The following is a 14,580-nucleotide window of genomic DNA, read 5'->3' as shown; positions in this document are numbered from 1 at the left end:
ATCGGCTGGAACGTGGTGGCCGCGGTTATGAGCCACAGGACGGTCTCATAAGCCGGGCTTTGACTAACCCGGAAAAACCACCGGCTAAGTCAAACGACACCATTGAGCCAATTCTGACCCGCCCGGCGTTAATTAGCGATATATTTACAAATTTCACTTTAATCAACGAAGACGGTTAAAAACAACAGTCACTCTTAATGCAATGATGCCATCTAACACCCGCTTCAAAAAAATTTCACCCATGAAATGAGAGGAATCATCTACACTATAGTCGCAGTGACCAGCCGGTTCGCCGTGCAGACCACCCTTTGGCTGCAGGGCTGCCCCACCGCAAACCGGCTAGTCAACGAAGACGGCCAACTCACGGTTAACGCCAAACCTAGCGTAAATTAAAACACTTATTCCACAGTAGAATAAGTGTTTAATAACGTTAAAACATGCTGTTAGCAATATTAAAGCGACGTTTGAGCCATAAACGAATCCCAAAGACGATGGCAGCAAGTACTAGATAAACAATTCCATTCAAGCTTGGATTCATGCCCTTTGGCAAAGCGGCTGTTAGTGTAAAGACCATCATCCACACAATAACAGCTAAGATTGACCAGAAAATTTTGCGCCACATTGGTACTTTTTTCTTGCCTTTTGCTGGTTGTAAGTATTGGAACAACTTAGCAACTCCGAGTCCACCAACGATTGAGGTAACCAAAATGGCTGTAATCCCATTGGCACCGTTCTGACTTCCATAAGCATGTGGACCTTTGTTAAAGAGAGCAATAGCCCCATACATCAAGCAGAAGATCATGAATAACATCAGCCCATTATCTAAGGCGGTGACCCAGTAGTTCGCTTGTGCTTGTTGGGCTGGGTCCTTTTTAGGGCCTTCGATAATCGCTTGAACGCGCTCTTGAACTGTCCCGTATAATTGACGAGCAGTCGTCCCTTTATGCTGTTCAGCCAAAAGCGTCGTCATCATTTCATCTAACGCCGCTTTTTTCTTATCACCAGTGAGGTCCGTCGCGTTTAAAGCTTTGCGCATCTGGCGCATGTACTCATCATTACGCTTAGTTAACTCACTGGCATCCCGTAATGGGTGTTCGGCCGCTTGGATCTGTTTGGCCCCCGCTTGGGCATTGCGCGGCTGTTTCGGTGCTTCACTCACGAGCAGTTCCTCCTTTATGATTAAACGTTGAACCGGAATTCAACGATATCCCCGTCTTGCATGACATAATCTTTACCTTCAAGACGTAACTTCCCATTTTCCTTAACTTTAGCTTCATTACCGGCTTCATTTAAGGCATCATAAGACATGACTTCAGCCCGGATAAACCCGCGTTCAAAATCAGAATGGATAATCCCGGCAGCTTGAGGCGCCTTAGTTCCACGTTTAAAGGTCCAGGCCTTAGTTTCCTTGCCACCAGCTGTAAAGAAGGTTTCGAGGCCTAAGAGCTTGTAAGAAGCCCGAATTAGCTTATTCAAGCCAGGTTCTTCAACGCCTTCAGCAGCTAAGAAATCAGCTTTATCGTCATCATCTAATTCAGCGATTTCTTCTTCCGTTTCAGCAGCGACCCCAATTGCTTGAGCGCCTTCTTTTTTCGCATAGTCGGCTACGACTTGATAATACTTCGAGTTTTCAGGATCAGCCATATCATCTTCAGCGATGTTCGCAACGTACAAGACTGGCTTAGAAGTTAACAAGAATAACCCGCGCACGATGGCTTGATCATCTTCGTTAAAGTCTAACGACCGGACTGGTTTTCCAGCTTCCAAAGCTGGTTTGATTTTTTCAAGTACCGCTAATTCCGCCTTGGCTTCTTTATCGCTCCCCTTAGCAGCCCGTTGTACTTTCGCTAAACGTTTATCAACGGCTTCAAGGTCAGCTAAGCTCAATTCCAAGTTGATGGTTTCGATATCATCTTGTGGGTCGACTTTCCCAGTCACATGGGTAATATTATCATCATCAAATGCCCGGACAACGTGGACAATGGCATCAACTTGACGAATATTTTCCAAGAATTTGTTACCAAGGCCTTCACCTTTGCTGGCACCTTTAACGATCCCGGCAATATCAGTAAATTCAAACGTCGTTGGGACGACTTTCTTAGCTGGAATAATTTCTTGAATCCGGTCTAAACGTTTGTCCGGAACTTCGACCATCCCAACGTTCGGGTCGATTGTTGCAAATGGATAGTTTGCCATTTCGGCGCCGGCCTTTGTGATTGCGTTGAACAATGTTGATTTACCAACGTTGGGCAAGCCAACGATACCTGCTGTAAGTGCCATATCAGTTATTCACTCTTCCTTTTAATAATTAAGCTTCGGCTTTTTTAACTAAAACTTTTTTTAACTTCTTATCAAATTCGCGGCGCGTCAGCATGACAATGTGATCACAACCCGTACATTTGATCTTAATATCAGCGCCCATCCGGGTAATCTCCCAACGGTTAACCCCACACGGATGCGCTTTCTTCATTTCGACAATATCACCTAAATCATACATGCGCAACGCCCCTTCATCAATTAATTTATTTTTTTGCTAGTTTGGTTTAACTTGCCACTCTGGTTGGGCCAGAATCGGCTGGCATTAATTACCAGATATATTTTAACCAGTTGCCAACAATACCACTAGCACCTAGTCCTTTAATTTAAATCGATTTTCAAAATTTCTAAGATCCGGGTTAAATCGTCATTCGATAAGTATGGAATCTCGATTTTACCCTGATCTTTTTTGCTAGCTTTGGTTTGAATCGAAACGGCCGTGCCGAACTTTTCTTGTAGCTGTTCTTCACTCGCCCGGATATATGGCGACTTTTTAACCGCAGCTTTCTTAGCGGGTTTCGCCGCATCTCCATTATAACGCGCGACGATTTGTTCGAGTTGCCGCACTGTTAAATTATCTTTGACGGCTTTTTTCGCTAATGGTGCTAATTTTGATTTGTCTTTTAATGACAACAGTGTCCGCGCTTGGCCCATCGACAACTTGCCGCCTTGAATCAACTGTTTGACGCCCGTTGGCAAGCCCAACAAGCGTAAATAGTTCGCGATATAGGGCCGACTCTTACCAAGCCGTTTGGAAACTTCCGCTTGCGTGAGCTTCAACTTCTTCATCAAAGACTCATAGGCTTCCGCTTCTTCCAATGGCGTTAAGTCTTCCCGTTGCAGGTTTTCTAACACCGCAACTTCCATCATTTGTTCTTCGGTAACATCGCGCACGATTGCTGGAATCGTGGTCTGTTTGGCAAGCTTGGAGGCCCGGAAACGCCGCTCGCCAGCGATCAATTCATACTTCTTGATCTCGGCATCTGGTTGCCGCACGATAATCGGCTGGAAGACGCCGGACTTTTCAATCGAGCTAGCGAGTTCTTTTAAGGCCGCCTGATCGAACTTATGCCGTGGCTGATACGGGTTCGCCCGAATATCAGTTAACGCTAAGTCGACCACTGCCGCTTCACTGGTTGGTTCATCAGCATCAGCAAACAAGGCATCAATGCCTCGGCCCAATGCTTTATTTTGATCTTTACTTGCCATGCGCAGCCAACACTTCCTTTGCTAATGCTAAATAAACTTGAGCACCCTTGGACCGAATATCGTAATCGATAATCGACAAGCCGTGACTCGGCGCTTCTGACAACCGGACGTTCCGAGGAATAATCGTTTGATAGACAGCATCCTTGAAAAACTTCCGAACCTCGGCATTAACTTGTTGGCCAAGGTTCGTCCGAGCGTCGTACATAGTTAACAGCACGCCTTCAATTTTCAATTGACGATTGAAATGCTTTTGAACCAACTTAATCGTATTTAATAACTGGCTTAGCCCTTCCAACGCATAGTATTCACTTTGCACTGGAATTAAGATCGAGTCACAAGCGGTAAACGCATTGATCGTCAATAACCCTAGCGAAGGTGGACAGTCGATCAGAATAAAGTCGTAATCACCACGAACATCATCGATGGCGTCGCGTAAACGCGTTTCCCGGGCCATCATTGGGGTCAGTTCGATTTCAGCACCCGACAATTGAATCGTCGCTGGCACGATATCTAAACCCTGGTGAGTCGTCGGGATAATCGTTTCTTTAATCGGGGTATCATTAATCAAAACATCATAAATTTCATGTTCGATTGCTGACTTTTGAATGCCCAGACCACTCGTGGCATTGCCTTGAGCATCCGTATCAATCAATAGTACTTTTTGGCCTTGATCGACCAGCGCCGCACCTAGATTGATGCTCGTGGTCGTCTTGCCAACGCCACCTTTTTGGTTAGCGAGTGCAATAACGGTTCCCATAATTACTTACCACCCCTTGATTTATTTTTCGGAATTTCAATCGTGATCCGATAGCCATCCTCAGTGTCTTCCTCATGGGTTTTCACTGATAAACCAGCATCGGTCACCATTTTAATCGATTGTTTAATCGTATTGACCGCGATCCGGGTATCGCCCGTTAACCCTCGTGGTCGTTTACGTTTTGGTTTAGGCGGATTGCTTAGCTTTTGAACCAATTGTTCCGTCGCTTTGACCGTTAAATCATGCGCTAAGATTTGTTGTAACACAGCTAGTTGCTGTTCAGTCGTCAAGGTCAATAAGGCTCGACCATGTCGTTCACTAATCTGTCGCTGCAGCAACGCTTGTTGGACCGGTTGTGCTAACTTCAATAACCGTAACTTATTGGCGACAAATGACTGACTTTTACCGAGTTCGCTCGCCATCGCAGCCTGGGTCAAGTGATTTAACTTCATTAACTCTTGGTAGGCAGTGGCCTCTTCAATGACCGTCAAATCTTGGCGCTGCAAGTTTTCAATCAACGCCATTGACGCCGTTTCGCCATCATCCATTTTCTGGATAATCGCTGGAACATCCGCCCAATGCAAGGATGTGACGGCCCGGAAACGGCGTTCGCCAGCAATAATCTCATATTTCTTATCTGCATATTCGCGTAACACGATTGGCTGCAACAACCCGTGTTCCGCAATCGTAGCCGCTAATTCCGCAATCCCCGCTTCATCAAAGACTTGGCGCGGTTGAAAACGGTTCGGAATAATGGCGGTAACCGGCACGCGAATGATTTGTTGATGCTGCGTTGCCGCTTCCGTATCCTTATTACGCTTATCGCGATTCGAGCCAAATAAGGAGAATGCCATTTGAATTACCTCCCAACATTATTCAGGCGCTGTTAACGGCTGTTTCGCCGGCGTCCCAGGTTTACGCGGATAGCGCTTTGGTGATGGTCGCTTCTTATCGATCACCACGATGTGCCGGGCATCGCCTGTTTGGGGCAATGTAAAGGCCTCATCGGCACTTAATTGACCACCTAATTGTTGTACCGCATAGTCGCCTTCTGCCGTTTCAGTCCGCGCATTGGCAGCCTTTAAAGCCACCATCTGCCCGCCGACTTTAACCAATGGTAAACAAAGTTCGCTTAGCACAGACAGCCGAGCAACAGCTCTAGCAGTCACTAAATCATAGCTTTCACGATGAACAGACTTCTTACCGGCAAAGGTTTCAGCCCGATCATGGAACGTCTGAACCCCAGTTAAGCCTAACGCGGTAATCAATTCGTTCAAGAAATTGATCCGTTTATTCAACGAATCAACAATCGTGACTTGCAACTTGGGAAAAGCGATCTTCAATGGTAACGATGGAAATCCGGCTCCCGCCCCAACGTCACAAATAGTCAATGGTTGCTCCCGTAACGCGGCCACGTAAAAAGCTGGTGTAATCGAGTCATAGAAATGCTTCAAATAAACATCCGCTTCATTGGTAATCGTTGTTAAATTAAATTGCCGGTTAGTCTCGATCAACAACCGGTAGTAAGTTGCAAACTGGGCCATTTGGTGGTCATCAAGGGCAATCCCTTTAGCCGCCAAAGCCTGTTTAAATTCTTCTGGATTCATTTAAAACTCCTTAAATTAAGGTTCTCAGATCCTGACAGTTGTGAAACAACGCTAATGTTTCACGTCACCTCATAACTTTAACTTAAAATTGGGCTAAAATCAATGCTGATACCCGCATTATTAACCGCGGTTAACCCTTGAAAATGCTAGGTTTTCAGTCAGCTAACGTGGGCGACATAAACACTAGTTAGCTAGCACTTACCACTCTGGTTGGTCCAGCATTTTAGCAACCAACCGGCAGGCGGCAATGCTTACTCCAAAAAAATACGGCAATCCGAGATAACTACCTCGAATTGCCGTACCACTAATTTTTAATATTTAAAGCTTACCAAACGAATAGGCCAACAACCCCGGATGATAAGAGGGAGACTAAGATCCCAGATAATAACATGTAACCAACATTCCGTGAAATCAAGTCGTTCTTTTCACGATTAACAATCCCTTTGAAAGCCCCGATGATCATACCGACCGTTGAGAAGTTCGCAAAGGAGGTTAAGAAGACCGTCAAGACAGCCTTGAAATGGGGTTCAAAACCACTAACTTTGCTAGTGACTTCCCCCATGACAACGAATTCGTTCGTCACTAACTTGGTTCCCATGTAAGAAGCCATTTGGAAGGCATCATGGGCGTTGAAACCTAATAACCAAGCGAATGGGAACATCACAATCCCAAAGATATTTTCAAGTGATAAGTTTGAGTTGATCAAACCTAATAATTTATCGATTAATTTGGCTAAAGCCACGAAGGCAATAACATTAGCGGCGATAATTAAAATTAACTTACCAGCCCCAAGAATTGAGTCACCTAAGAAAGAGAAGAATGGTTCGCGTGCTGGCTTAGCAGCTTTGACTTGTTCGTCAGCTAATTCTTCAGAACCGCTAGTTTCAGTCGTTGCGGTGTTTTCTTCAACCGCATTGCTACCACCGATTTTAGCAATCGTATCTTCTTCCGGTTTAACTTCAACTGGATTCAAGATAGCCGCAATAATGGCCGCATTCAAGACGTTCATTGGTACCGCCGTCAAAATAAATTGACCAGGCATCATTTGGATATAAGCCCCTAAAATGGAAGCCGTGACACAACTCATTGACATCATCGCAATCGTCAAGTTCCGTTGTGCTTTCATTTGCTTCAATTGTAATTGGGAAACGGCCAAAGCTTCGGTGTTTCCTAAGAACATCATTTCAACGACGAAGAATGATTCGAATTTTGGTTGACCAGTGATATAAGCTAACCCCCGGCCGACCCATTTAATGATCCATGGCAAAACGCCGATGTACGTTAAAATATCGAATAATGGCACAATCAACAAAATTGGTAATAATGAACTGGTAACAAAGTCCATCTGTTTAACGTTAACCCAACTAGCCAACGCAAAGCCAATCCCGTCATACGATACGTCCACGAGCCAAGTAAACCCGTCAGCCGCCGCTTTAACCGCGTCGACCCCAACTTGTGAACCGGTTAGGAACCATGCTAAGATAACTTCCAAAACTAACATGATACCAACTGAACGCCAATGAATGGCGTGCTTTTGCTTGGAGAATAAGTAGGCGATTGCGATAAAGACCACAATCCCAATAATATTAACTACCAAGTTAAAGACCATGTGAATAATCCCTCTTCCCTATAAACGTTAGCAACCCAATAAAATATTAAGAAAAAACTACCTTTATTAAGATACCATAAATAATTAACGGGAGGGAGCCTTCCTAAATAAAAACTGACTCGTTTCATTAAAAAACGAATTAAGCCCGGTTAGATCAAAATAAAGGACCGGTTAACTTATAAAAGTCAACCGGTCCAATTAAAGCTCGTGGCGTCATTAAGACTCCCGCGCCCCTGCCAAGGAACGTTATTATAGCACGTTTCATCGGTTACCGAACTAATTAATTGACCCAACTGGCAAACCAGTGTAAGCTACAGACAATTAATGAAAGGGGGTGATGCTTTTTGAGTACCATATCTAATCTTAAAGCATCAGTCTCTGCCCTGTACGGAGCAGTCGACTGATTGCCTTTAAGGAGACCCGGCCAAATCTTTTGGTCGGGTCTTTTGCTGTCTTCAGAACTAAAACCAGAATTTGTTTAATCAGCCAGCCTGGCTTCGTTAATTAAAACAAAAGGCTTAGTCTACGCTTGGTGTTAGTTGGCGTAAATTGCCACTCTGGTTGGTCCAGAATCGGCTGGAACGTGGTGGCCGCTGAGCCAATTCTGGCCCGCCCGGCGTTAATCAACGGGAATTAATGATTGTCTATTGTCGACCACAAACTCAACCAGCAGGCGGCAAGTTCAACTAGCGCTAAGCATTTATTCTGATTAATAATCATATGATCTACCAATATCGACTACAGTCACAAGTTGCAACTAACACCCAATTAAGCTAAATTTAAAGTAAGTTTCATCCTAATGTTAGTTAAAGTCGCCACGTTCCAGCCAACTCCGGCTTAACCAGAACAACAAGCCCAAGCTAATTAGCATTAAAAAGTCTACATATTTGGAAACGAGGTAACCGAGCACGATGAAGACGACCACAAAGCAAGCCCTGATTACGGCCGGCTGGTTCACAATCCTAATCGCTGTCATTGGTGGTACGTTGCTCTGGCAACGACAAGTGCGCAAACCGAAGCAGCCCGTCAACGCAGTCACCGTTACATCAACAAATCGCGTACCGACTGTTTTGTTATTAGGTAACCACGTCAGTCCCGCCAATAGTCGTCAATTAGTGGCGGGACTACAACAGAATAATGGCAGTCAATCCATCATTCAGATTCAGGTCACTAAAACTGATCATGTCACCTTCCATGGTCAGTTGCAACCTCATGATAATCGGCCCTACTTACAGCTCAACTTGCCAACGGGGACTGCTACCCAACAGGCCCATTGGATGACGACCATTATAACGACCGCCAAACAACAGCTGGCTTTTAAGCACTACAATTTACTAGCATACGGCGATGGCGGCTTAATGGCGACCAACTACCTCGCTCGCACGACCGCTAGCTTGTCGCCACTAAACTTTGTCGCCATCGCGACCCCGTTCAATGGAACCAGCTTAAAACAAAATAACGATACGGCAACGGCGGTTCACGCAACTAAGCAAACAGCCACCTTAAAACAGCTCATTGCCCAACGAAAAAACATTCACTCAGCCATCAACGTAACGCTAATTGCTGGAAATGCTAAAGGGATCAAACATGGCGATGGCGTCGTGCCGGTTCAGAGTGCACTAGCTGGTCAAGCAATCTTCAAAAATCAAGTCAATCGCTATCAACATCGGATTCTGCATACTTGGCGGGCCAGTCACGCGCGATTATTCAGTAGCTGGCGCTTAGCCAACCTCATTCAAGATTCGATTAACTAGCACCAAACATAACTTAATCTATCAAGCCTAAAAATAAAGATTCAGAAATCAATTGCGACTTTCTGAATCCTTATTTTTACACTCACAACCTCAAGCCCTACGCTTGCCAAAGCATCTCGTCACCATACTCGTCAACTAAGAACTGCTTAATCGAGCGAATCATCATCGCCGTCGATGGTGCGGTTGATTGCGTTTTATTCGCCACTAGCGCTATCTCACGGTTATAAGGTTCCGCAAATGGATACGTGTTGACATCCCCGGTTAGTTTCTTTAAAGCGAGTTTCGGCAAAATACCCATCCCTAAACCAGATTCCACCATCGAAATAATCGACTGATCATCAATTGAGAAACGTAAGAAGTTATTCGTGACATGATAATGATCCAACGCTAACTTCGTATCCCGATCGTAGTCACTTTGTTGCAAGATAAAGTTTTGATCAGCGACATCATCAATCGTAATGTATTCGCCATTTTCAGGGACAAAACCGGCTGGGGTCACACAATAGATGGGATCGTTAATCAGTGAATGTACTAATAAATTCTCATTGACGGGCATGGCAGTAAACCCAATGTCAATCGTCCCAATCTTGGCCCATTTCGTAATTTCATTAAAATTCCCCTGAACGACTGAAATCTCAATATCAGGATATTCATGATTGAAGCGTCGAATAATCCGTGGCAACCAATTGATACAGACACTACTAAAGCCCCCAATCCGGACTGACCCAGAATGCAAGCCTTGGATATTATCCGCAACTTGGCGTAAGTTACTCTCCGTATTCAAAATCTCTTGCACATATGGTAAGACTTGGCGGCCGTCACTGGTTAGTTCAACGCCCGAACGGTTTCGAATAAATAACGGGAACCCTAAATCTTTTTCTAATTGGTTCACCGAGTGACTGACTGCACTGGGCGTGACATTCAAGGTCGCTGCCGCTTGATAGAAGGTTTTCTGGGCAACCACCGTGGCAAATACTTCATACGCAAAATTGGCCATCGTCGTCTTTACTCCTTAGATGAATGAATTTCATTTATAATTGAAAAAGTTGAGCTTTACTAAATCTACCCTCCATCATATCATATGGTCATCAAGAAATTAATTAGGATTTAACAGAATGTGGGGGCATTAATTATGAAAGAATTATTTGCAAACCGGGTATTAGCTAACGATACATCCGACTTAGATGAAATTTTCAAGAATAGTGTAAATCCAGAAAACATTTCCTTTGCGGGCGGTTTCCCTGATAGTCGTCGTTTTCCAGATGCAGACTTAAAACAAGCTTATCAAACCGCTATCGATCAACAAGGACCCGCAATCTTCCAATATTCAGCAACGGAAGGCCCACAAAACTTACGGCAAAAGTTAGCTGACCGTATGCAATCACATGCCGGCGTCACGGCGACTGCTGATAACATCATGTTGACGCAAGGCGGCCAACAAGCAATTGATCTGGTAGCTAAATTATTATTGAATCACGGTGACGCGATGGTCGTAGAAGGACCAACTTACATGGGGGCGCTCGCCGCTTTTGACACCTACGAACCGACTTATTATGAAGTTCCCGTTGATCAAAATGGGATGAATATCCGGGCTTTGCGTAAAACCTTACAGGCTCATCCAGAGATCAAACTCATTTATACGATTCCAGATTTCCATAATCCAACTGGCACTACGTTATCTGCGAAACGCCGGCAAGCAATGGTCGCCTTGGCCAACCAATATGATGTGATTATTTTGGAAGACAGTCCCTATCGTGATCTCCGTTATAGTGGTAAATCAGTCCCAGCGATTAAACACTACGATACTGAGGGCCGGGTCATCTTTATTTCTAGCTTCTCAAAGATTTTATCACCCGCTTTGCGGACCGGCTGGATTGTGGCTGACCAACCAATCATGTCAGAATTAATCGGCTTAAAATCAGCGATTGATGTGCAATCACCAAACGTCACCTTGCAAGCAATCAATAGTTATTTGGATCAACACGATATCGACGCGCATATTGCTACGATCAACGCCGCCTATCGCCTCAAACGCGATGCCATGTTAGCTGCCTTGGATCGGTACTTCCCAAAAAACATCACGTATACGCGACCAGCTGGTGGCTTCTTCATTTGGGTGACTTTGCCTAGCGATATCGACGCTAAACAATTATTAGAAACTAAAGTACTCCCGCAAGCACACGTGGCTTATGTCCCGGCCGCTTGCCAATTCGCAAGCCGTACGGTTAAAAACGGCTTCCGCTTGAACTTTACCAGCTTAGACCCCGTCACCATTACTGCCGGGATCAAGCGGCTCGGTGCCTTACTACAAGCTAACCAAGCCGTAGCACCAGCCCTACCATTAAAAACAGCGATCCAATTCTAAAACGTCTTTAATCAGAGTTTGGCCTAATTGCCAAACTCTTTTTTGTGCCTAACCATTGGCAAAAGTTATTAGCTAGCATTGCGGTCACTGGCTAGCTCCGATAAAATAGACTTAATTTGTGATTAGCGTTAGTTGGATTAAACTTGCCACTCTGGTTGACTTCTAAAATAGCCCACAGCGAGCATTTTAGCAGCCAACCGGTAGACGGCAATTTTGACTAGCACCAAGCGGCCCAATTAATAACTAGAAAACCATCAATATAAGCACTTATTTTTTGTCAGTTAGTGACTTTTCATTTATGATAGGTAGGTGTCAAAAAAATTAGGGAGTGTTCTTACGCTATGAAACGTTTAGTTAAAAAATTAAGTCTTGCGTTATTCGGGGTCGCACTAGCTGTGGTCTTAACAGCTTGCGGGAATAACTCAAGCAGTAAAAGTAGTGCCGCTGGGTCTAATTTAGACTTACAGACTTCCGGCACGTTAACGGTCGGTTTGGAAGGGACTTTCCAGCCTTACAGTTACCGTAAAGATGGCAAATTAACTGGGTTTGAAGTTGATTTAGCCCGTGATGTCGCTAAAAAGATGGGCTTAAAAGTTAAGTTCGTCCCAACAAAGTTCGATTCCTTAATCGCTGGTTTGGATGTCAATAAATACGATGTTGTGTTCAACAATATTGCAGAAAATAAGGCCCGGAAACAAAAATATCTATTCTCAACGCCTTACATCTATTCTAAATCACAATTAGCGGTTAAGAAATCTAACAAAACCATCAAAAAGATTACCGATATCAAGGGCAAGAAAGTCGCCGAAGCTACGACGACGAACAATGCCAAGGATGCCAAGCGTTTAGGCGCAACGATTACCCCAACGGATGGTTTCCAACAATCCATTGATCTCGTTAATCAAGGCCGCGTTGATGGCACGATTAACTCACGTGAAGCATTCTATGCTTACTTAAAACAAAAGCCCAATGCCAGCATCAAGTTAATTGACAGTGGTGATGCCATTGCCAGTCAAAAGATTGGCGCCATCGTCACTAAAAAACATGCTAAATTACAAAAGCAGATTACCAAAGCCATTAATGAATTGAAAAAAGATGGTACTTTGACGAAGCTATCGAAGCAATACTTCGGTGGTGATGTCACTAAAGAGTAATTTTTCCCCGTCAATTTGACGGGCTACATAGGTTGACCCATTACGCGTTATAGGAGGCGCTTTACACTTATGAATTCTATCTGGCATATCATTGTCACAGCGACCCCGCAAATCGCTCTAGCGGGGCTTAAATACACGATTCCCATTGCAATCGTGTCCTTTATCATCGGTTTAATCTTAGCGGTTTTGACGGCTCTAGTGAAATTGTCACCACGCCATGGCTGGTTCTCAATTCTCAAAGCAGTTGCTTATTTCTATGTTTGGCTGTTCCGCAGTACCCCGTTACTAGTCCAATTGTTCATCGTCTATTTTGGCTTGCCGTATCTCAAAATCAAAGGGGTCTTCCCCAACGGGATCCAATTAGACCCCTGGACCGCTGGAATCATGACTTTCTCACTTAACACCGGAGCGTATTGTGCTGAAACCATTCGGGCTTCGATTCTATCGATTCCCGAAGGTCAGTGGGAAGCGGCTTACTCGATTGGTATGACGAAGCCGCAAGTGTTACGACGCATCATCTTGCCCCAAGCCGCACGAGTCTCGTTACCGCCGTTATCCAACAGCTTTATCAGTTTAGTGAAAGATACCTCTTTGGCCGCCTCGATTACGATCATCGAAATGTTTGAAGTCAGTCAACAGATTGCGGCTGAAAACTACCAGCCGCTAGTGATGTATACGTTGGTCGCAGCACTATATGCGATCCTCTGCTCAATTCTCAGTTGGCTGCAAGGCTACTTAGAGAAACGGAGCTCGCGTTACATTAAGACGGCCAATTAGGAGGAGTTCCCGTGATTAAATTAGAACACGTTAATAAAACTTTCGGCGACCATCAAGCGTTAATTGATATCAATGCCGAATTTAAAGAACAACAAACCACGGTCATTGTGGGGCCTTCTGGTTCTGGTAAATCGACCTTATTACGCTCACTTAATTTATTAGAGCGGCCTGAAAGTGGCCGTTATACCTTTAACGACCAACTTATCGATTTTACAAAGCCATTAAGTAGTAAAAACATCTTAACGTTACGTCGTAAAACGGGGATGGTCTTTCAAGGCTACAACCTCTTCCCACATTTAACAGTTGTTAAAAACGTGATGGAGGGTCCAGTTCAAGTCTTAAAGCAAACTCCCGCTGCCGCTAAAAAGACGGCGTTGGAACTCTTAACTAAAGTTGGCTTAGCCGATAAAGCTGAAGCTTATCCTAGCCAACTTTCCGGTGGCCAGCAGCAACGTGTGGCCATTGCTAGATCACTAGCGATGAATCCAGAATATATCTTGTTAGACGAACCTACTAGCGCTCTAGATCCCGAGTTAGAAGCGGGGGTCCTACGCGTTTTACTAGAACTCGCCCAGGAAAAAGATTCGATGATTATCGTGACACATAACTTAGAGTTCGCCCGTGCCGTCGCTGATAAGATTTTATTTGTTGAAGCCGGCAAGATCTTATTCAATGGCACACCGGCTGAGTTCTTCAAACAGCCGACCCAGCGGATTGCTGACTTCTTAGCCGCGATGACATTCACCACCATCTCTGACAAAGCTAATAACTAACCCACAACGCTCACCTATTTGGTGGGCGTTTTTTTGGTCCGATTACCATTTTGAAGCCAATAACGATCCTCAAGATTTAAAAATAATCAACCATTAATTTACGCTTAGCGCCAGTTGAAATTGCCGCCTGCCGGTTGGTTCCTAAAACGCTGGAACGCCATGGACCATTTTGAAGCCAAAGCTGAGGTGTACCCCAAAAGTTGGAACACAATCTGAGGTGTTCTGATAATGGATAAAATGAGCGTAGATACCCAGCTCC

At 44.6% G+C, this 14,580-nt stretch carries 15 protein-coding genes; 5 read left to right on the top strand and 10 right to left on the bottom strand.

The window, feature by feature from the left end:
- Positions 1–430: 430 nt before the first annotated feature.
- The 8 genes from FFM77_RS00800 to FFM77_RS00765 form a co-directional block, all read right to left on the bottom strand.
- Complete coding sequence (locus FFM77_RS00800) at positions 431–1,159, bottom strand: DUF1129 domain-containing protein (protein WP_223876739.1); 729 nt, start codon at positions 1,157–1,159, stop codon at positions 431–433.
- A gap of 20 nt (positions 1,160–1,179) precedes the next feature.
- Complete coding sequence (ychF, locus tag FFM77_RS00795) at positions 1,180–2,280, bottom strand: redox-regulated ATPase YchF (protein ID WP_137633852.1); 1,101 nt, start codon at positions 2,278–2,280, stop codon at positions 1,180–1,182.
- 28 nt (positions 2,281–2,308) lie between these two features.
- Positions 2,309–2,497 carry a DUF951 domain-containing protein gene (locus FFM77_RS00790; RefSeq protein ID WP_137633851.1) on the bottom strand — a complete coding sequence of 63 codons (189 nt, stop codon included), beginning with the start codon at positions 2,495–2,497 and terminating at the stop codon, positions 2,309–2,311.
- A gap of 140 nt (positions 2,498–2,637) precedes the next feature.
- Positions 2,638–3,525 carry a ParB/RepB/Spo0J family partition protein gene (locus tag FFM77_RS00785; protein WP_137633850.1) on the bottom strand — a complete coding sequence of 296 codons (888 nt, stop codon included), beginning with the start codon at positions 3,523–3,525 and terminating at the stop codon, positions 2,638–2,640.
- Positions 3,515–4,282: a ParA family protein gene (locus tag FFM77_RS00780; protein WP_137633849.1), complete on the bottom strand. Its 768-nt coding sequence runs from the start codon at positions 4,280–4,282 to the stop codon at positions 3,515–3,517. Before FFM77_RS00780 ends, FFM77_RS00785 begins: the two co-directional genes overlap by 11 nt.
- A gap of 2 nt (positions 4,283–4,284) precedes the next feature.
- Complete coding sequence (gene noc, locus FFM77_RS00775; protein WP_137633848.1) at positions 4,285–5,136, bottom strand: nucleoid occlusion protein; 852 nt, start codon at positions 5,134–5,136, stop codon at positions 4,285–4,287.
- Positions 5,137–5,154: 18 nt separating this feature from the next.
- Positions 5,155–5,889 (bottom strand): 16S rRNA (guanine(527)-N(7))-methyltransferase RsmG, encoded by a 735-nt coding sequence (rsmG, locus tag FFM77_RS00770; protein WP_137633847.1) that lies wholly within the window; start codon positions 5,887–5,889, stop codon positions 5,155–5,157.
- 325 nt (positions 5,890–6,214) lie between these two features.
- Positions 6,215–7,498 (bottom strand): NupC/NupG family nucleoside CNT transporter, encoded by a 1,284-nt coding sequence (locus FFM77_RS00765; RefSeq protein ID WP_137633846.1) that lies wholly within the window; start codon positions 7,496–7,498, stop codon positions 6,215–6,217.
- Between the two features lie 911 nt (positions 7,499–8,409).
- Between FFM77_RS00765 and FFM77_RS00760 the strand changes: the two genes are divergently transcribed.
- Positions 8,410–9,252, top strand: coding sequence for an alpha/beta hydrolase (locus tag FFM77_RS00760; protein ID WP_137633845.1), 843 nt, complete (start codon positions 8,410–8,412; stop codon positions 9,250–9,252).
- Between the two features lie 97 nt (positions 9,253–9,349).
- Here FFM77_RS00760 and FFM77_RS00755 read toward each other — a convergent pair whose 3' ends face one another.
- On the bottom strand, positions 9,350–10,249 hold the full coding sequence (locus FFM77_RS00755) for a LysR family transcriptional regulator (RefSeq protein ID WP_137633844.1): 900 nt from the start codon (positions 10,247–10,249) through the stop codon (positions 9,350–9,352).
- 135 nt (positions 10,250–10,384) lie between these two features.
- On the opposite strand from FFM77_RS00755, the gene FFM77_RS00750 reads away from it, so the two are divergent.
- The 4 genes from FFM77_RS00750 (at position 10,385) to FFM77_RS00735 (ending at position 14,321) form a co-directional block, all read left to right on the top strand.
- Entirely contained in the window at positions 10,385–11,617 is a 1,233-nt protein-coding gene (locus tag FFM77_RS00750) for an aminotransferase-like domain-containing protein (protein ID WP_137633843.1), read from the top strand.
- Between the two features lie 341 nt (positions 11,618–11,958).
- On the top strand, positions 11,959–12,771 hold the full coding sequence (locus tag FFM77_RS00745) for a transporter substrate-binding domain-containing protein (RefSeq protein WP_137633842.1): 813 nt from the start codon (positions 11,959–11,961) through the stop codon (positions 12,769–12,771).
- Between the two features lie 78 nt (positions 12,772–12,849).
- On the top strand, positions 12,850–13,548 hold the full coding sequence (locus FFM77_RS00740; RefSeq protein WP_171001532.1) for an amino acid ABC transporter permease: 699 nt from the start codon (positions 12,850–12,852) through the stop codon (positions 13,546–13,548).
- Positions 13,549–13,559: 11 nt separating this feature from the next.
- Positions 13,560–14,321: an amino acid ABC transporter ATP-binding protein gene (locus FFM77_RS00735; protein WP_137633840.1), complete on the top strand. Its 762-nt coding sequence runs from the start codon at positions 13,560–13,562 to the stop codon at positions 14,319–14,321.
- A 76-nt stretch (positions 14,322–14,397) separates the two neighbouring features.
- On the opposite strand, the gene FFM77_RS14115 is transcribed toward FFM77_RS00735, so the two are convergent.
- A partial coding sequence (locus tag FFM77_RS14115) for a hypothetical protein (RefSeq protein ID WP_223876738.1) occupies positions 14,398–14,580 on the bottom strand: 183 nt, incomplete at its 5' end.

The organism is Lactiplantibacillus songbeiensis, from assembly GCF_005405125.1.
Classification (GTDB): domain Bacteria; phylum Bacillota; class Bacilli; order Lactobacillales; family Lactobacillaceae; genus Lactiplantibacillus; species Lactiplantibacillus songbeiensis.
The sequence above is the reverse complement of the archived record's forward strand: the minus strand, read 5'-3'. Positions and strand labels throughout refer to the sequence as shown.